The organism is Saccharomonospora sp. NPDC046836 (assembly GCF_040645195.1).
Taxonomy (GTDB): domain Bacteria; phylum Actinomycetota; class Actinomycetes; order Mycobacteriales; family Pseudonocardiaceae; genus Prauserella_A.
Window position 1 is genome coordinate 64,581 of the sequence record NZ_JBEYXW010000002.1, and the last position, 18,276, is coordinate 82,856.

Genomic DNA, 18,276 nt, shown 5'->3' on the forward strand with positions numbered 1-18,276 from the left:
TGACCTCGTCCACTGCGATCCGTACCAGCGCAGGAGAGCTGATGACCAACACCACCGCGCCCGCCGCAGAACTCGTCGACACGGCATTGCGCGCCGCAATACGAGCACCGTCCCCGCACAACACCCAGCCGTGGGAGTTCCGCGTGGCCGACGGCCGGATCGACCTGTTACTCGACGAAAGCCGCGTGCTCGGCGTCTGCGATCCCGGGGCGCACGAGGCTGTTCTGGCGTGCGGTGCGGCGCTGTTCAACCTCCGGCTGGCGCTCGCCGCCGCGGGGCGCGAATGTGTCGTAGCGATGCTGCCCGACCGCGGACAGCGGACGTTGCTCGCCAGGGTCGACATCGGCGGGCGACACCGGCCATCCCCCGAGGAACTGCGGCTGGCCGGCGCGATCGCGCGCAGGCACACCAACCGCCGCCCTTTTCTCGACCGGCCGATACCGATCCACGTGCGGCACGCGCTCGGCGTCGCCGCCGAAGCCGAGGGTGCGTGGCTTGTGTTCATGGAGGAGCCCGGCCAGCTCGACACCGTGGCCGCGTTGCTGCGCAGGGCCGACCTCGTCCAGTCACAGAACCCCGACTTCCAGGCCGAACTGCGGGCCTGGACACACAGTGGCAACCGGCCGGACGGGGTACCGCTGTCGGCAGGCGGGCCGCGCGCGGCGCACGGCGGCCTGCTCGCGTTACGCGACTACGGCGGCCAGGACACGGTGGGGGAGCGGGAGTTCGAGCGCAGGCCCCTGGTCGCGGTGCTCACGACCGCGGGCGACACCGTCCGTGATGCGGTGCGGGCAGGGCAGGCGATGCAGCGGGTCCTGCTGGCGGCGACCGCGGCCGGGCTGAACGCGTCGTTCCTGGCGCAGACCGTCGAGGTCGCGTCCACGCGTGCGGAGCTGCACGCCCTCCTAGGCCAACGGCGCCACCCGCAGACCGTGCTGCGGCTGGGTTACGGCTATCCCGGCGCGCCGACCCCGCGCCGTCCCGTGGAGGCGATGACCAGGCAGGAGGCGACCGATGACAACTAGTCCCCTGCTGGCGCCGCCGGTGGAGCACGCCTGGTCGGCACAGGAACGCAGCGTGCTCGTCCGCGCGGCGCTCAACGCGAACCCGTGCGGTGTCGGCAATCCGTGGACGCTGGAGATCCAGGGCCACCGCGCCGAACTGTACGAACGCTTCGGCGCGACGAGCTGGCACCACGACGGCACTGGACGCGACAGGGTCATCGCCTGCGGCACCGCGCTGGCCAGCGTCGTGGTGGCCGTGCGGGTCCTCGGCTGGGTACCGGAGATCACGCTGCTCGGTGATCCTTCGCATCCGGACCTCGTCGCAACCGTGACGGCGCGGGCGCGGCACCGCCCTTCGAGCGCCGACGTCCGCCGGTTCCAGGCGATTTTCGACCGCACCCGGCATCGCGACACCCACGACCCCGGCGACTTTCCCGAGGAGATGCTGGCCGACATCATGGCAGCGGGGACGCGCCCGGGTGTCCGGTTGCTCGCGCTGTCGGCGTTCACACCCGCCAACCGCAAGCAGACCCTGGACCCCGGGCTGCTGGTGGTGACGACCTCCGACGGCCGCCGCGATCAGGTACTCGCCGGTGCGGCCATGCAGGAGGCGTCCCTGGCGGCGCGCGCCTACGGGCTCACCTCGTCACCGCAGATCAGCCCGTTCCAGTTTCGCGAGTTCCGGCAACGGATAGTGCGTTCCCGGCGGGTGCGGGGCAGCCCGCAGCTGCTGTTGCGGCTGGGCAGGCGACAGCCGGTTGAGGGCACGGAGCCGTGGTAATACCGTGGTTCCAGCGCCCGACGGTCGTCGTGGAACGGCCGGGGGCATCCGCGGATGGATCGGAGACGGGATGCCGCCAGACGGGACGCCGGCCGGGGAACCCGGTGTGTACAAGCCCGATACAGGCGCGCTCGCCGGACTGCGGCTGGACGAGCTGCTGCACGAGGTGCAGGAGCGACTGGCCGAGATCGTGATGACACGCGACCGGCTCCAGGGGTTGCTGGACGCCGTGCTGGCGGTCGCGAGCGGACTGGAGCTGGACTCCACCCTGCAGCGGATCGTGCAGGCCGCGGTGGACCTGGTCGACGCGAGGTACGGCGCGCTGGGTGTGCTGTCGGACGCCGGTGGGCTGTCGGAGTTCGTCTACGTGGGCATCGATGACGAGGTCCGGGCCCAGATGGGGCACCTGCCGGAGGGGCGGGGACTGCTGGGATTGCTGATCGACGAGCCGGTTCCCGTGCGGGTCGACGATCTGTCGCGGCATCCCGCCTCCGTGGGCTTCCCCCGTAACCACCCGCCGATGCGCAGTTTCGTCGGTGTGCCGGTGCGGGTGCGGGACGAGGTGTTCGGCAACCTCTACCTCACCGAGAAACGCGGGGGAGCCGGGTTCAGCGCCGATGACGAGGTGGTGTTGCAGGCGCTCGCGGCGGCGGCCGGCGTGGCCGTGGACAACTCACGGCTGTTCGAGAAGTCACGCATGCGGGAACGCTGGCTCGGCGCGGTCGCCGAGATCAACGGTGAGCTCCTCGGCGGTGCCTCGGTCAACGCGACGCTCGAGCTGATCGCGCACCGGGTGCGTGAGCTGGCCGGGGCCGATGACGCGTTCATGCTGCTGCCCGGTGACGAGAACACGGACACGGTGTCGGTCAGCGTGGTCTCCGGTGAGCGGGCGGACCACCTCGTCGGTGTCACCATCGACACCACGGGGGAGTCACGGATCGCCGAGATCATGCGAACCGGGGAGCCCGCCATCGTGCTGGACCTCGGCGCGGCGCTGGAGGCACCGGGCGCCGGCTCTGCCGGTTTCGGACCGGCCGTGGCCGTACCGGTCAGCAGTGCCTCGGGGGCGGGCGGCCTGCTGGTCGTCGCCAAGACGAAGGGAGCGGCGGGGTTCCTCGCCGAGCAGCTGCCGGTGCTCTCCTCGCTGGCCGGGCAGACCGCGGTGGCACTGGAGTTCGCCGACAAGCAGCGCAACCAGCGGTTGCTCGACCTGCTGGCCGACCGGGACCGCATCGCGCAGGACCTGCACGATCACGTGATCCAGCGCCTCTTCGCGACGGGCATGAGCCTGCAGGGAACGCTGCGCAGGATCACCGACCCCTACGCCAGGGACCGGGTGCAGCACTCCGTCGAGCAGCTGGACCGCACGGTGCGGGAGATCCGTACGTCGATCTTCGACCTGCACACCAGCGGCAGCGAACGCCCGATCAGCCTGCGGCGCAGGCTGCTCGACGTCGCGGCCGACCTCACCACCGAGTCCGCGGTCTCGCCTGCGGTGCGGATCTCCGGTGCGATCGACACGTTCGTGCCGCCGCAGATCGGCGCCCACGCCGAGGAGGTGCTGCGAGAGGCGCTCAGCAACGCGTTGCGGCATTCCGGCGGCGACGAGATCTCGGTGTCGGTCGATGCGGGCGCCGACGAGCTGGTGGTCGAGGTGCTCGACAACGGCTCCGGCATCGCGCCCGATGCGCGGCGCGGTGGACTGGACAACGTCGCGCATCGCGCGGAGGAATGCGGTGGGTCGGTGTCGATCGGCACCGAAGCCGGCGGGGGCACCCGCGTGACCTGGCGTGCTCCGCTGCGCTGAGCGTCCGGCGTGTCAGTCCGTGGTGTGCTCGCCGGTGGAGCGGGTGTTGCCGGAACGGCGCAGCTCGGTCGCGAGGACGGCCGCCTGCGTGCGGCGTTGCATGCCGAGCTTGCCCAGCAGCCGGGACACGTAGTTCTTCACCGTCTTCTCGGCGAGGAAGAGCCGCTCGGCGATCTCCCGGTTGGTGAGCCCCTCACCGATCAGGTCGAACACCGCGCGCTCTTGTTCGGACAGTGCGGCAACCGGATCGGCTTCGGCGCGTTCCCTGCGGATACGGCTCATCAGCGCCGCCGTGGTGCGGCTGTCGAGCAGCGAGCCACCGGAGCCCACCGTGCGGACCGCCGAGATCAGATCGGACCCGAGTACCTGCTTGAGCACGAAACCCGACGCCCCCGCCATGATCGCGTTGAACAACGCCTCGTCGTCGGCGTAGGAGGTGAGCATCAGGCAGCGCAGGCCGGAGGCCCTGGACAGCAGCTCCCGGCACAGTTCCACGCCGTTGCCGTCCGGCAGCCGGACATCCAGCACCGCGATGTCGGGCGTGGCCGCGGGGATCCGGGTCAGTGCCTCGCTCACGGACGCGGCCTCACCGACGACCTGCATGTCGGGCTCGTCGTCGAGGAGGTCGACCAGGCCACGCCGGACGATCTCGTGGTCGTCGACCAGGAACACGCGAATGGGCACGTCAACCACACTAGGGCGTATCGGCCGAGGCGACATGATCCTGAAGTCGACCCCTGACAGGGACTTTGTGCCCTAGCCGGACAAGGTCATCACCTGGCTAGCTGGTCGGGGCCGGAAGTCCCTGACACAGGGGACTTCCGGAACGCGAAATGAGGCGCAACCGGCAGGATCGTGGACGCATGGGCTCAAGGCAGGAGTGGTCGGCCGGCGAGATCGACGTGCTCGCCAGGGCGGTGATCCGCGCGCCCTCGGTGCACAACATCCAGCCGTGGTCACTCGAGCTGCCGGACGGCGAAGCAGTGCTGTGGGAGCGCACCGACCTGCGGCTTCCGTACCACGATCCAGTCGACCGCGACCGCGCCGTCTCCTGCGGTGCCGCTGTTACCCATCTCGAGCTCGGCATCCACGTACTCGGCCAGCGCACCACCGTCCGGCTGCTGCCGGACCCCGAACGGCCGGAACTGATCGCGCGGGTGGTGGCCGACGGCTCGCGGGTGCCCAGCGACGTCGATCTTCACCGTTACTCGGCGATCGCGCGCAGGCGCAGCTACCGGCACGCCTTCGCCGACCACGCCGTGTCCGACTACGACCGCAAGGACCTCATGGCGGCCTCGCCGGTCGACGGTGTGCAGGTGAAGCTCCTGCAGGAACCCGAGGAGCTCACCGCGCTCGCCGAGGTGCTGGAGCACACCGGGGCCGTGGTGCAGCAGGACCAGGCCTACCAGGGTGAGCTGGCACTGTGGACGATCCGCGACGAGTGGTCGCATCGGCACGGGGCAGGCATCGCCAACGGCGCGCTGCCGACATCGACACTGCCGTGGGCGGGCCTCGTGCGCCCCGGGACGGTACTGCCCGACCGGCAGACGCTCGCGACGCGGCTACAGTGCGAGACCGTTCTCGTCTTCGTGACCGCCGACGACACCCGGCTGGACCACCTGCGCACCGGCATGGCGATGGAACACACCTGGTTGTCCGCTGTGGACATGGGGCTCGCCGCAGCGGTGCAGACCCAGCCACTGCACCTGCCGGAGGCGCGGTCGGCCCTCATCGACAAGGTCGGCCTGGCCGGCTATCCGCAGCTGCTGATGCGCGTGGGGCACCCGGCCGGTGCCGTGCAGCAGAGCCCGCGCCGCCATGTCGCGGAGCTGGTGGATCGCACCGGGCTCTGAGCCGGCGTCAGCGGGGAAGACGGCGCCAGATGGCCCGCGGTAGCAGGCGCATGAGCGCGAACACCGGACGCAGGATCGGCGGCACCCACACGACGTGGCGGCCATGCCGCAGTGCCGCCACCGTCGCGTCGGCCACCTGACCGGGCGTGCTGGAGAAGGGCGCGGGCGACATGCCCTCGGTCATCCGCCCGATGACGAACCCGGGACGGACGAGCAGCAGATGGACGCCACTGCCGGCGAGCGCGTCGGACAGGCCGCCGGCGAAACCGTCCAGCCCGGCCTTCGCGGAGCCGTACACGTAGTTGGCGCGTCGCACGCGTACCCCGGCGACCGAGGAGAAGACCACGATCCGCCCGCCTGCCTGCTTGCGCAGCAGGGTGGCCACGTGCGTCAGCACGCTGACCTGCGCGGTGTAGTCGGTGTGCACGATGGCCAGCGCATGGTCGGCATCCTCCTCGGCCCGCCGCTGGTCGCCGAGGATGCCGAACGCCAGCACCACGACGGCCACGGGACCGTGGCCGGTGAGGATCCCGGTGAGGACCTCCTCGTGCCTGCCGACGTCGTCGGCGTCGAACTCGACCCGGGTCACCGTGGCGGCACCCGCCTCGCGCAGTGCCGCCTCCTCGGCGTCGAGCTCGCTACTGCGCCGTGCCGCCAGCACGAAGTCACGGGCTCCGCCCGCCGCGAGCCGGGTCGCCACCGCGAGGCCGATCTCGCTGCGCCCACCGAGGACGACAACCGTTCCGTTCATGGGGGCAGTGTGCTAGACGTGCGTGGGCACCGTGCACAGGACCTGGGTGAGCCCGCTGGCATCGGGTTCGCTCGCCGACTGCGCTGACACCACCGCGCCGTTCACCTGGATCTCGCAGCGCACCGGCGTCCCGCCGGGGTGTTCACTCGCCGCGGCCACCTTGATGGTGAGGTAGCCGGTCTGCCCTGCGGGTTCGACGAAGGTGAAGTCGAAGGGCTCGCCGCGCAACGCGACCTGCGATCCCGTTGACCCGCGTGCCACGCGCATGAGTGTGTCGTAGGGACCCGAGACCACGATGTGGACCCTGTGCGGTTGCTGCGCTGTGGGCTGCGCTGCCACCGTCGTCCGGTGCTGCTGCGGCGCCGACGGTGCGTCGGCCGGTCTGCTGGCCGCACCGGTCACGAGCACCGCGACGGCGGCGAGTACTGCGAGTACTGCGCGCGACACGAGCGCGCTCCCTCCTGACGGCGACCGGGCAGGCGAGTTTCTCATCCCCAGTGCATCGCCGAAGGCACCGCCCCGTCAAGGAATCCAGGTGAGGGTGACGATATCGGCTCCGGACGATCCGAGGTCGCGGCTGCCGTCGGCACCCGCCTCGCGCAGCGCCGCGGCGACCTCGCCCGCGCGGGCGCGTGGCAGGCACAGCCTCCGGCGCGTGACGTCCACCAGCGTGTCGAAGTCGGGGTGCTCGGCCGAGGCCGACCGCTCGCGCCGCCAGTGCCGGACGACCGGCGTGATACCGAGCTCGGCCAGTACTGCGACGGCATCGGCTGCGGTGGGTCCCTCCGGCCTGGCGAGCCCGTGAAACCGTTTCCACAGCGGGTTGAGCGATGTGAGCGGGTGACGGTCGGCGAGTTCGACGACGACCAGCCGGCGCGCGTGTGCGGTGAGCGCCGTGAGGAAGGGGCCGATGTCGGGCACGTTGTACACCACGTGATGGCACACCACGACGTCGGCCGGAGGCGTGTCATGCGCGGTCGCCGGCCACGTGCCCAGCACCTCGTGGAAGGGCACCCCGAGCGCGGTCGCCCGGCGGGCGAACTCCGCGAGCAGCGCTGCATCGGTGTCGACGGCCGTGATGTGGGTGCTTCGCACGGCCAGCGGCAGGCTCGCCGCGCCGGCGCCCGCGCCGACGTCCAGCACCGAACCGGGCGGATCGAGTGCTGCCCACGCCGCAGGGAACGAGGCCCCCTCCGGCTCGGCGAGCAGGACATCCGCGCGCCGGGCGAACACATGACGCGGCAGCACCCACGGCGAGTCCTCCGCGGAGGCGAGGATCGGCTCCGGGATCTGCCAGGCCAGCAGCTGGTCCCGCCAGCGCTGTGTCGCGGTCATCGTGTCCCCTGTTCGTCCCGTGAGCGGTCCACACTGTACAAGCGTGGCCGGCTGCACTCACGGGCTACGATCACCCCATGTCCGACCGGCTGTACTTCCGGCAACTGCTCGCGGGGCGCGACTTCGCCGTCGGCGACCGGATCGCCGCCCAGATGCGGAACTTCGCCTACCTGATCGGCGACCGGGACACCGGTGAGGCGGTGGTGGTGGACCCGGCCTACGCGGTCGACGACCTCCTCGGCGCGCTCGCGGCCGACGACATGCGGCTGGCCGGTGTTCTCGTGACGCACCACCATCCCGATCACGTCGGCGGCGATCTGATGGGCTTCGCACTGCCGGGCCTTGCCGAGCTCCTCGCACGCGAGCAGGTGCCCGTGCACGTGAGCCGTGCGGAAGCCGACTGGGTGCGCCGGACCACGGGGGTGTCGGAGAGCGACCTGGTCCGGCACGATCACGACGACCAGGTCGATGTCGGTGCGATCGGCATCCGGTTGCTGCACACGCCGGGGCACACGCCAGGCAGCCAGTGTTTCCTGGTCGGCGGGCGGCTCGTCGCCGGGGACACGTTGTTCCTGGAGGGGTGCGGGCGCACCGACTTCCCCGGTGGCGATGCCGACGCGATGTACCGGAGCCTGCGGTGGCTGGCGGACCTGCCGGGCGACCCGGTGGTCTATCCGGGACATCTGTACTCGCCGGAGCCGTCGGCGCCACTGTCGGAGGTGCGGCAGCGTAACCACGTCTTCCGGCCGCGCTCGCTGGAGGAGTGGCGCGCCCTGTTCGGCTGAGCGGCCGCCTCAGGCCATGCCGAGACGCCGGTCGATGGCGATCTCGATGACGACCCGCTCGGGGTTCACGCGCGGGCGGCGCTCGTAGCGCTCGGCGTAGCGGTCCTCGGCCTCGCGTACCGACGCCGGGTCTTCACGGACGACGGCCCAACCTTCGAGGGTCGACCAGCGCCTGCGGTCGATCTGGCTGACGGCGACCCGCGCGCCCGCCGCACCGGCGGTGCTGACATTGCGGGCCTTGACGCTGCCCCGTGAGCAGATCACCCGCGCGATCGCGAACGCCTCGTCCACGGTCACGCCGACCGGGACGACGTGCGGACTGCCGTCCGCGCGCAGCGTGGTGAGCGTGCTCAGGTGCCGCTCCCGCCAGAAGGTGATCAGGTCCTCGGTAGGCATGCGGCAAGCCTACTGAGGTCGTTGCCACTGAGAGCGCTCCCAATCAGCGGCAGCCTCTGGTGTAACTCGCCGTGCAAGTCCCCAGGTAACGCGCGGACAACAAGGGTTGACACTCGATCGAGCGAGGAGAATGCTGCTCAACCACCTGGGAGCGCTCCCAGTTTCGTGTCCGTCGACCCAATGAGGGGTTACCGTGCGACACCAGCGCAGACCTGTCCTTGCCCTGACCGCTCTCCTCAGCGCGACCACATTGGTCATGACCGCGTGTGGCGGTTCCGGCGAGTCCGACTCCGCGGACGGCCGGATCGAGCTGACCATCAGCACGTTCGGCGAGTTCGGCTACGACGAGCTGTTCGCCGAGTACGAACGCGACAACCCGGGCATCAGGATCATCCACCACAAGACCGGGCAGGGCGGGCCCTACCACGAGGCCCTGTTCACCAAGCTCGGCGCCGGCTCCGGGCTCGACGACGTCGTCGCCGTCGAAGAGGGCCACTTGTCCGACGTGCTGGCCAGCTCGAGCCGGTTCCAGGACCTTGCCGACATCGGGCCGTCGAGCGTCACCCCGGATCGCTGGCTCGACTGGAAGTACGAGGCCGGCCGGGACAAGGACGGCAAGCTCGTCGGCTACGGCACCGACATCGGGCCGCTCGCGATGTGTTACCGCAAGGACCTGTTCGAGGCAGCCGGGCTGCCTTCCGATCCGGAGGGCGTCAAGCCGCTGTTCGCCGACTGGGACAGCTACTTCGCCGCCGGTGATCGGTTCGTGCGGGACTCCGGCGGCACGGCCTGGTTCGACTCGGCAGCGCAGATCTTCAACGCGATGCAGAACCAGCTGCCGACCGGCTACCTCGACCGCTCCGACACCCTCGTCGTGGAGAGCAACGCGGCGATCAAGCGCAACTGGGATCAGGTCACGGCCGCGGTGGAGCGCGAGCAGTCCGCGGGACTGGTGGCGTTCAGCAACGAGTGGAACAGCGGCTTCAAGAGCTCGGCGTTCGCCACGAAGACCTGCCCGGCGTGGATGCTCGGGGTGATCGAGGAGCAGGCAGGCCCCGAACACGCGGGGCAGTGGGCGGTCACCGACGCCTTCCCCGGCGGGGGCGGCAACTGGGGCGGCTCCTACCTCACCGTCCCGACGCAGAGTGACCACCCTGAGGAAGCCGCCGCGCTGGCCGCCTGGCTGACCGCACCCGAGCAGCAGGTCAAGGCCTTCCGCGGCGGGGGCGGGTTCCCCAGCCAGGTCGAGGCGCTCGACGCGCCGGAACTGCTGGCGGCGACCAACGACTACTTCGGCGGCGTCGCCGATGGCGAGCTGTTCGCCGCGCAGGCCCGCAAGGTCGGTAACGCCCAGTACAAGGGGCCGGGCGACGGCAAGATCCAGGAGACCGCGTCCAGCCCGGCCCTGCAGGCCGTGGAGCAGGGGACCGCGCCGGAGGACGGCTGGCGACAGTTCGTCGACGCGGCGACCCGGATCGCCGGCTAGTGACCAGGACCGTCCCCACCACACCCAGGGGCAGGGCGGGGGAGGCGTCCACCGGCGGCGAGCCGGCGCGACCACGACCGGCGTGGCGCGACCGGCTCGGCCGCTGGGACGTCAGGTACTCGCCGTATCTCTACGTCGCCCCGTTCTTCGTGATCTTCGGCATCGTCGGGGTCTTCCCGCTGCTCTACACCGCCTACGTGTCGCTGTTCGACTGGGAGCTCATCGACGACAACCCATCGTTCATCGGGCTGGACAACTACGTCTCGCTGGTGGCCGACACCCAGTTCTGGACGACGCTGGTCAACACCCTCAGCATCTTCGTACTGAGCAGCGGCCCGCAGATCGTCATCGCGGTGCTGCTGGCCGCGCTGCTGAACACGCGGCTGCGCGGGCCGACCGCGTGGCGCGTGGGCGTGCTGATGCCGTACGTGGCGAGCCTGGTCGCGCTCGGCATCATCTTCGCCAACCTCTTCGGCCCGAACTACGGCCTGGTGAACGGGATACTCGAGTTCGTCGGCCTGGACCGCATCGACTGGCAGGCCGACCGGTTCGCCAGCCACGTCGCCATCGCGATCATGGTGAACTGGCGCTGGACGGGGTACAACGCGCTGATCGTGCTGGCCGCCATGCAGGCGATCCCGAAGGAACTGCACGAGGCCGCCATGGTGGACGGCGCGGGGCCGGTGCGCCGGTTCGTCAGCGTCACGCTCCCGCTGCTGCGGCCGACCCTGATCTTCGTCGTCGTCACGTCGACCATCGGCGGCCTGCAGATCTTCACCGAGCCGAAGCTGTTCGACGCCATGCCCGGTTCGAACAACGGTGGCTCCACCAACCAGTTCCAGACGGTGACCCTGTACCTGTACCAGTCGGCGTTCGAACGTCAGGACCTCGGCTACGCCTCGGCGATCGCGTGGGTCCTGTTCGTGATCATCATCCTGGTCGCGCTGGTCAACTTCGTCCTGACCAGGCGGCTGGCCACGACGGGGGAGGGTCGCCGATGACCGTCTTCGCGCTGCCCCTCCGTCGCAGGGGGTCCGCGGGTGGTGGCCTCGGCCGCGCCCGGTTCTGGGTCTACGGGCTGCTGACGGCGTTCGTTCTTGGTTCGGTTTTCCCGTTCTACTGGTCGTTCCTGGTCGCCAGCCGGGACAGCTCCATCCTCACCGAGGCTGTCCCACCGCTGGTGCCGGGCGGGAACTTCTTCGCGAACGCGCAGCGAGTGTTCGACACCGTGGAGTTCTGGCGGGCGCTCGGCAACAGCGTCGTCGTCGCCGGCACGGTGACGGTCTCGACCGTGCTGTTCTCCACGCTGGCCGGTTTCGCCTTCGCCAAGCTGCGCTTCCGCGGGCGCAACCTGCTGTTCGTCCTCGTCATCGCCACGCTGGCGGTGCCGACGCAGCTGGGCATCATCCCGCTGTACATGGCGATGGCGGAGTTCGGTTGGGCCAATGAGCTGCAGGCGGTCATCGTGCCGAACCTGGTCACGGCGATCGGTGTGTTCTGGATGCGTCAGTACACCGTCGAAGCGGTGCCCTACGAGCTGATCGAAGCGGCCAGAGTGGACGGTTGCTCGATGATCCGCGTCTTCTGGCACGTATGCCTGCCCGCGGTGCGCCCCGCGGCGGCGTTCCTCGGCATGTTCACCTTCATGACGTCGTGGAACGACTTCCTGTGGCCGCTGGTCGCGCTCAACGCCGAGAACCCCACTGTCCAGGTGGCGCTTGAGAAGCTGCAGAGCGGGTACTACGTCGACTACTCGCTCGTGCTGGCAGGGACCACGCTGGCGACCGTTCCGATCCTCATCGTGTTCATCGTGCTCGGCCGCCAGATCGTGGCCGGGATCATGCAAGGCGCAGTGAAGGGATAGATCGTGCCGATTGTCCGTGCTGACACCGAGCCGTCCGCGCCGGCGGTGACGTTCCCCGACGAGTTCGTCTGGGGGGTTTCCACCGCCGCATACCAGATCGAGGGAGCGACCACAGTGGATGGACGACGTCCGTCCATCTGGGACACGTTCTCCGCGAGGCCGGGTGCGGTCGCCTGCGGTGACACAGGTGAGCCGGCTGCCGACCACTATCGCCGCATGAGCGAGGACGTCACGCTGCTGGCGGATCTCGGTGTCCGCGCCTACCGGTTCTCCATCGCCTGGCCCCGTGTCGTGCCGGACGCGGCCGAGGTCAATCCGGCGGGGCTCGACTTCTACGAGCGGCTCGTGGATACGTTGCTGCAGGCCGGCATCACGCCGTGGCCGACGTTGTATCACTGGGACCTGCCGCAGGCGCTGGAGGATCGCGGCGGCTGGGCCGAGCGGGAGACCGCCTACCGGTTCGCGGACTACGTCGCCGCGGTGCTGGGCAGGCTCGGCGACCGGGTCGGTACGTGGACGACGCTCAACGAGCCGTGGTGCTCGGCGTTTCTCGGGTACGGCTCGGGCAGGCACGCGCCAGGCCGGACCGAGCCCGCGGCGGCGGTGGCCGCAGCGCACCACCTGTTGCTGGCACATGGCCTCGGTGCATCCGTGATCCGGGGACAGGCGCGGGCAGCGCGGGTCGGGCTCACCCTCAACCTGTTCCCCGTCAGCGTCGCCGATCCGGACAACGCCGGCGACGTCGAGGTGGGCAGGCGCATCGACGGCCTGCAGAACCGGTTGTTCCTCGATCCCGTGCTCCGCGGCGGCTATCCGGCGGACGTGCTCGCCGACCTGGAGCCCTACGGCCTAGGCCGGCTGCTGACGGCGGACGATCTCGAGGTGATCTCGGTGCCGCCGGACCTGCTCGGCATCAACTACTACCGCGACCTCTACGTCTCGTCGGTTCCCGATGCGCGCTCGGGTCCGCCCTCGGAGTGGGTGGGGGCCGAGAACGCGGGCTTTCCCCGCCGTGGCCTGCCGCGAACCGACTCCGACTGGGACATCAACGCCGGCGAACTCACCGGGTTGCTGCTCCGGCTGCACGAGACCTACCCGCCGGTGCCGCTGTACCTGACGGAGAACGGCGCGGCGTTCCGCGACAGGGTCAGCGCCGATGGTGCGGTGTCCGATGCCGAGCGGATCGCCTTCATCGCCGATCATCTGCGGGCCGCGCATGCGGCGATCGAGCGAGGCGTGGATCTGCGTGGCTACTTCTACTGGTCGCTGCTGGACAACTTCGAGTGGGCGGAGGGCTACACGAAACGGTTCGGTCTGGTGCATGTGGACTTTGCCACCCAGCGCAGGACACCGAAGGCGAGTGCGTCATGGTATTCGCAGGTAATGGCGGACAACGGACTACGGGAGCACGATGATCGAGCCCGGTGACGCGGTGGTCGAGGACCGCGGCGCCCCCACACTGGAGGAGGTCGCTCGTGCGGCCGGGGTCTCGCGGTCGACGGTCTCCCGCGTGATCAACGAGCTCCCCGGTGTGAGCGGCCGGTCGCGGGAGGCCGTTACCCGCGCGATCGAGAGTCTCGGCTACGTCCCGAACGAGGCGGCCCGCAGCCTGGTCACGCGGCGCACCAACTCGGTCGCGCTCGTCGTGTCCGAACCGGGCGACCGGGTGTTCGGCGACCCGTTCTTCGCGGGCGTGCTGCGTGGCATCCACGCGGGGCTGTCCGGCAGCAGGCGCCAGCTCGTTCTCATGCTGATGGCCGAGGACGACGACGGTGAACAGCTGGAGAAGTACCTGAGCAGCGGGCACGTCGACGGTGCGCTCGTCGTGAGCATGCATGGTGACGACCCGCTGCCGCACCGGCTCGCGGCCGCTGGCCTGCCCGTCGTCGCGGGCGGGCGGCCGCTGAGTGGTAGCGGGGTTCCCTACGTCGATGCCGACAACTTCACCGGCGGGCTGCTGGCGGCACGGCATCTGGTCGCGACCGGGCGCACGCGGATCGCCACCATCGCCGGACCCGGTGACATGGCGGTGGGCATCGACCGGCTCGTCGGCTGGCGGCGGGGCATGTCCGAGGCGCGGCTCGCGGCCGATGCCGTGGCGCACAGCGACTTCTCCGTCGACGGCGGCGCGGCGGCGATGGCCGAGCTGCTGGAGCGCCAGCCCGGGCTCGATGCCGTGTTCGCGGCGGCGGACATCATCGCGGTCGGGGCGTTGCGCGAGCTGTCGGCGCGGGGCCTGCGGGTGCCAGAGGACGTTGCGGTGGTCGGTTTCGACGATTCGGTACTGGCCACGTCGGTGACCCCGCGCCTGACCACGGTCCGCCAGCCCGTCGAGGAACTCGGCCGGACCATGACGTGGCGGCTGCTGGCCCAGCTGGCCGGCGAGCCCCACCTGCCGCCGTCGATCCTGCTGCCGACCGAGCTCGTCGTACGCGAGTCCACGCCGCCCGTGGCTTGAGACCCGCTCAGGCCGTCCTGGCCGCGATGAAGGTGTCCGGGTCGGCGACGATGCTGCGGAGCACCGAGGTCGCCGCGCCGCGCACGGCGGCCTCGGTGCCGAGTGCTGAACGCCGTACCTCGATCGATGCCCAGGGCGCGCTGAGCACCCGCGCCTGCAGTTCGGCGCGCAGCGGCTCGTGTAACCAGGGGTACAGCCGTGCGTAGGTACCGCCGAGTACGACCGTGGGCACATCCAGCAGGTTCAGCACGCTCGACAGTGCGGTACCGAGCCAGCGTGCGGCCGAGCGCACTGCCGCCGACGCCGCCCTGTCCCCGGCCTCCAGGCGTTCCACGAGCGCGCCGGGGTCTGCGGCGCCGGCCCGCGTCAGGATGGCTTCCTGCCCGGCGAGCCGTTCGAGGCAGCCGCGGGCGCCGCACGAGCACACCGGCCCCCGCGAGCTGACAGGGAAATGGCCGAGTTCGCCGCCGAAGCCGCGGGTGCCGTCGTAGAGCTCGCCACCGAGCACGATGCCGGCGCCGATGCCGATCTCGCCGGAGACGTGCACGAAGTCCGCGGGCGCACCGGCCCGCAGCTCGGCGAGCGCCGCCAGGTTCGCCTCGTTGCCGACGAGCACCGGAACACCAGGCAGCTCCGTGCGTTTGCTCAGTTCGGCCGGCAGGTCGACGTTGTGCCAGCCGAGGTTGGGGGCGCGCCGGAGCAGGCCACTCGAGGCCTCGACGAGGCCGGGTACGGCCACGCCGATCCCGCCTACCGTGATCGAGAGCTCGGTTGCGTGGCGCAGGGCATCGCGTACGGCCGTGCCGACGCGAGCCAGTACGCGGCCTGCCGGCCGGTCGCGGTTGTCGGCCTCGCGCACCTGCGACCAGCGGACCTCGCCGGTGAGGTCGACGAGGCAGGTGGCGATGTAGTCGACGGCGATCTCGACGCCCAGCCCGTGCGGTCCGGTGGGGGACAGCGACAGCGAGGTGCCGCGCCTGCCCGGTCCGGCCCTGTGTTCGGGGCCCGCGTCGCGCACGAGTGCGGCTGAGACCAGCCGGTCCACCAGGGTCGAGACCGTGGCCTTGGTGAGGCCGGTCCGCGCGGCGACCCCGGCGCGGGAGATGCCGGGTGACTCCGCGATGGCGCCGAGGACGAGCGCGGAGTTGTGCCGCCGAACGGTGTGCTGGCCTGCCGGGCGCGATTCGCTCACCCGTCGATCCTAATAGTTCAGACGCTGAACGAAAGCCTTGACCACGCTGACAAGGCGTGGATAAGTTCAAGCACCAAACTATTGCTGGAGGACATCGTGGTCGTACAACCTGTTCGCGAGGACAAGTTCAGCTTCGGTCTGTGGACGGTCGGCTGGCGTGCCGTGGACCCGTTCGGTGACGCCACGCGTGCTCCGCTGGACCCGGTGGAGGCCGTGCACCGGCTCGCCGAGCTCGGCGCCTGGGGTATCACTTTTCATGACGACGATCTGATCCCGTTCGGGAGCACGGATTCGGTGCGGGAGGAGCGGATCAAGGCTTTTCGCGCGGCGCTCGACGGCACCGGGCTGGTCGTGCCGATGGCGACCACGAACCTGTTCTCGCATCCGGTGTTCAAGGAGGGCGCGCTCACCAACAATGACCGGGACATCCGCCGGTACGCGCTGCGCAAGGTCATGCGCAACATCGATCTCGCCGCCGAGCTCGGCGCGTCGACGTACGTGTTGTGGGGCGGTCGTGAGGGTTCGGAGACCGATGCCGCCAAGGACGTGCGGGCGGCGCTGGACCGTTACCGCGAGGGCATCGACACGCTGGCTCAGTACGTGCTCGATCAGGGTTACGGGATGCGGTTGGCGCTGGAGCCCAAGCCCAACGAGCCGCGCGGCGACATCTTCCTGCCCACGATCGGCCATGCGCTGGCTTTCATCTCCAGCCTCGAGCACCATGAGATGGTCGGCGTGAACCCCGAGGTGGGGCACGAGCAGATGGCCGGGTTGAACTTCGTGCACGGTATCGGGCAAGCTTTGTGGCAGGACAAGCTGTTCCACATTGACCTCAACGGCCAGCGCGGTCCACGTTACGACCAGGACCTCATCTTCGGCCATGGTGACGTGTTGTCCGCGTTCTTCCTCGTGGATTTGCTGGAGCACGGCGGTTACGACGGCCCGCGCCACTTCGACTACAAGCCTCTGCGTACCGAGGACACCGAGGGTGTGTGGGAGAGCGCGGCCGCCAACATGCGCAGCTACCTGCTGCTGCGGGAACGGGCGCGCGCCTACCGGGCCGACCCACGGGTGCAGGAGGCGCTGGCCGCCGCTCGCGTCGGCGAACTCGCGGTGCCGACGCTGGCGCCCGGCGAGACGCCCGCCGACCTACGCGCCGACCGCAGCGCGTTCGAGGACTTCGACCCGGACGTGGCCGCCGAGCGCGGTTACGGCTTCGTGCGGCTGGCCCAGCTAGCCTTCGACCACCTGGTCGGCTTCCGGGGCTGAGCTGATCGCCCACCCCATATCAGAACGGTGGGTCGTGGAGTGGTTCGGGTTTGCTGGTGTAGGTGGCGCCGGTGGGTGTGGTGACGGTGACTGCGCCGGTGTCTCGGTTGAGGTGGTAGGTCCACCCGGGCCGGTCCTTGAGTCGATGGTGCCGCCGACAAAGGTTGACCAGATTCGCCTGATCCGTGGACCCCTGCCTGCTCCAGGGGGTGTGGTGGTCGTTGTCGCCGAAGTGCGCAGGCCGGTGACACGAGGGAAAGCGGCATTCGCGATCCCGTATCCGCACGAACTCGTCTGTGACGGCGGGTGGGCGGTAGCGGCGGCGTCCGACGTCGATCGGTGCTCCGGTGAGGGGATCGGTGATGATCCGCTGCCAGGTGGAGGTGGGTTGGTGGGCGATTTCCCGTGCCACCGAAGCGGGAACCGGACCATAACCGGCCAACTGCGCGGGATTGTCGTTCAACCCAGCCAGAGTCGTGAGGTCGATGTAGACGTGCACTTCGGCCTTCGCCCCGGAACCGGTGGTGTGAGAGCCGAGCAGCAGTTCGGCGAACACGTCGGCCCGAAGTTGGTCGAGGGTGCGGGATTCGTTGGCGCCGCGCAGGGTGCGGGCTATCCGGTCGATCCGCGCATAGGCGGATGAGGCAACCTCGGCAGGCAGGTCGGCGAGCAATGTGGACATCCCGTCGTCACCTGGCAGCAACTGCACCGACCGCTCTGTCCGACGGTGGTCCGCCCGACGGGCAGCCCCCTCAGGATCGGCCTTCAGAGCCCAGTACGACGCAACCCGCCGCACTTGATGAGGATTCTTACCAGCAAGCCGAGGCGCGACAGCAGAGTCAACCTGGCGAGCCTGCTCATCGTCGAGCCACGCGGTAGCCGCAGCAACCTTCGAAGCCCGATATGAATCGAGAACCCCGGACTCCATGGCAGCCAAAGTCTCCGGCAACCGATGAACCAGGGTGATAGACAGATCGACCATCCGCCGAGCGTGCTGTTCACTAACCGACAACAGCAGCGCCAACTCGGCAGGTACGTCAGGCGTATGCCCAAGATCCTCATCCAGCGCATCGAAGGCCCGATGCAACGAAGCATCAACCCACATCTTGAGCCGATTGAGAGCCAAGATCCGATCCGGAATCTGTTGGCCTAACAAGGAATTCCCCACAAGACCGATCATACCGCACTGCGTAGCGAACTACAAGGAAACCTGACAACGATACCCGAACCGTGGGGAACTGTCGCTAGTAGACAGTGAGACCAATCTGACCACAGGAGCGACAGTTTCACACGGC

At 69.8% G+C, this 18,276-nt stretch carries 18 protein-coding genes; 11 read left to right on the top strand and 7 right to left on the bottom strand.

The genetic code is table 11. The annotated features are described in order from the left end of the window. The first annotated feature begins 41 nt into the window (after positions 1-41). From ABZ863_RS03290 to ABZ863_RS03300, 3 genes are all read left to right on the top strand, one after another. Positions 42-1,025 carry a nitroreductase family protein gene (locus tag ABZ863_RS03290; RefSeq protein ID WP_358530638.1) on the top strand — a complete coding sequence of 328 codons (984 nt, stop codon included), beginning with the start codon at positions 42-44 and terminating at the stop codon, positions 1,023-1,025. Next, entirely contained in the window at positions 1,015-1,785 is a 771-nt protein-coding gene (locus ABZ863_RS03295) for a hypothetical protein (RefSeq protein ID WP_358530640.1), read from the top strand. The genes ABZ863_RS03290 and ABZ863_RS03295 overlap by 11 nt, the downstream gene beginning before the upstream one ends. A gap of 70 nt (positions 1,786-1,855) precedes the next feature. Continuing rightward, entirely contained in the window at positions 1,856-3,592 is a 1,737-nt protein-coding gene (locus tag ABZ863_RS03300) for a GAF domain-containing protein (RefSeq protein WP_358530642.1), read from the top strand. A 12-nt stretch (positions 3,593-3,604) separates the two neighbouring features. Here the strand turns inward: ABZ863_RS03300 and ABZ863_RS03305 are convergent, their stop codons facing one another. Further along, a complete protein-coding gene (locus ABZ863_RS03305; RefSeq protein WP_358530644.1) occupies positions 3,605-4,276 on the bottom strand; it encodes a response regulator transcription factor in 672 nt (223 codons plus the stop codon). 179 nt (positions 4,277-4,455) lie between these two features. Between ABZ863_RS03305 and ABZ863_RS03310 the strand changes: the two genes are divergently transcribed. Further along, complete coding sequence (locus ABZ863_RS03310; RefSeq protein WP_358530646.1) at positions 4,456-5,445, top strand: nitroreductase; 990 nt, start codon at positions 4,456-4,458, stop codon at positions 5,443-5,445. A 7-nt stretch (positions 5,446-5,452) separates the two neighbouring features. Here ABZ863_RS03310 and ABZ863_RS03315 read toward each other — a convergent pair whose 3' ends face one another. From ABZ863_RS03315 to ABZ863_RS03325, 3 genes are all read right to left on the bottom strand, one after another. Then, positions 5,453-6,196, bottom strand: a complete 744-nt coding sequence (locus ABZ863_RS03315; protein ID WP_358530648.1) for an SDR family NAD(P)-dependent oxidoreductase — start codon at positions 6,194-6,196, stop codon at positions 5,453-5,455. A 12-nt stretch (positions 6,197-6,208) separates the two neighbouring features. Continuing rightward, complete coding sequence (locus ABZ863_RS03320; RefSeq protein ID WP_358530650.1) at positions 6,209-6,643, bottom strand: hypothetical protein; 435 nt, start codon at positions 6,641-6,643, stop codon at positions 6,209-6,211. 75 nt (positions 6,644-6,718) lie between these two features. Continuing rightward, on the bottom strand, positions 6,719-7,531 hold the full coding sequence (locus tag ABZ863_RS03325) for a methyltransferase domain-containing protein (RefSeq protein ID WP_358530652.1): 813 nt from the start codon (positions 7,529-7,531) through the stop codon (positions 6,719-6,721). 77 nt (positions 7,532-7,608) lie between these two features. On the opposite strand from ABZ863_RS03325, the gene ABZ863_RS03330 reads away from it, so the two are divergent. Further along, a complete protein-coding gene (locus tag ABZ863_RS03330; RefSeq protein ID WP_358530654.1) occupies positions 7,609-8,316 on the top strand; it encodes an MBL fold metallo-hydrolase in 708 nt (235 codons plus the stop codon). 9 nt (positions 8,317-8,325) lie between these two features. Here ABZ863_RS03330 and ABZ863_RS03335 read toward each other — a convergent pair whose 3' ends face one another. Beyond that, positions 8,326-8,712, bottom strand: a complete 387-nt coding sequence (locus ABZ863_RS03335; protein WP_358530657.1) for a TIGR03618 family F420-dependent PPOX class oxidoreductase — start codon at positions 8,710-8,712, stop codon at positions 8,326-8,328. Between the two features lie 256 nt (positions 8,713-8,968). Here ABZ863_RS03335 and ABZ863_RS03340 point away from each other — a divergent pair, with 256 nt between their 5' ends. The 5 genes from ABZ863_RS03340 to ABZ863_RS03360 are packed head-to-tail and all read left to right on the top strand — an operon-like array spanning position 8,969 to position 14,520. Continuing rightward, on the top strand, positions 8,969-10,198 hold the full coding sequence (locus ABZ863_RS03340; RefSeq protein ID WP_358531220.1) for an ABC transporter substrate-binding protein: 1,230 nt from the start codon (positions 8,969-8,971) through the stop codon (positions 10,196-10,198). Beyond that, positions 10,198-11,199 (top strand): sugar ABC transporter permease, encoded by a 1,002-nt coding sequence (locus tag ABZ863_RS03345; RefSeq protein ID WP_358530659.1) that lies wholly within the window; start codon positions 10,198-10,200, stop codon positions 11,197-11,199. The genes ABZ863_RS03340 and ABZ863_RS03345 overlap by 1 nt, the downstream gene beginning before the upstream one ends. Beyond that, on the top strand, positions 11,196-12,062 hold the full coding sequence (locus ABZ863_RS03350; protein WP_358530661.1) for a carbohydrate ABC transporter permease: 867 nt from the start codon (positions 11,196-11,198) through the stop codon (positions 12,060-12,062). The genes ABZ863_RS03345 and ABZ863_RS03350 overlap by 4 nt, the downstream gene beginning before the upstream one ends. Before the next feature lie 45 nt (positions 12,063-12,107). Further along, positions 12,108-13,490, top strand: a complete 1,383-nt coding sequence (locus tag ABZ863_RS03355; RefSeq protein WP_358531222.1) for a GH1 family beta-glucosidase — start codon at positions 12,108-12,110, stop codon at positions 13,488-13,490. Then, complete coding sequence (locus tag ABZ863_RS03360) at positions 13,474-14,520, top strand: LacI family DNA-binding transcriptional regulator (protein WP_358530663.1); 1,047 nt, start codon at positions 13,474-13,476, stop codon at positions 14,518-14,520. Before ABZ863_RS03355 ends, ABZ863_RS03360 begins: the two co-directional genes overlap by 17 nt. Positions 14,521-14,527: 7 nt before the next feature. On the opposite strand, the gene ABZ863_RS03365 is transcribed toward ABZ863_RS03360, so the two are convergent. Then, a complete protein-coding gene (locus ABZ863_RS03365; protein ID WP_358530665.1) occupies positions 14,528-15,712 on the bottom strand; it encodes an ROK family transcriptional regulator in 1,185 nt (394 codons plus the stop codon). 96 nt (positions 15,713-15,808) lie between these two features. On the opposite strand from ABZ863_RS03365, the gene xylA reads away from it, so the two are divergent. Continuing rightward, complete coding sequence (gene xylA / locus ABZ863_RS03370; protein ID WP_358530667.1) at positions 15,809-16,981, top strand: xylose isomerase; 1,173 nt, start codon at positions 15,809-15,811, stop codon at positions 16,979-16,981. A gap of 19 nt (positions 16,982-17,000) precedes the next feature. Here xylA and ABZ863_RS03375 read toward each other — a convergent pair whose 3' ends face one another. Continuing rightward, a complete protein-coding gene (locus ABZ863_RS03375) occupies positions 17,001-18,161 on the bottom strand; it encodes a DUF222 domain-containing protein (protein WP_358530669.1) in 1,161 nt (386 codons plus the stop codon). Between the last annotated feature and the right edge of the window lie 115 nt (positions 18,162-18,276).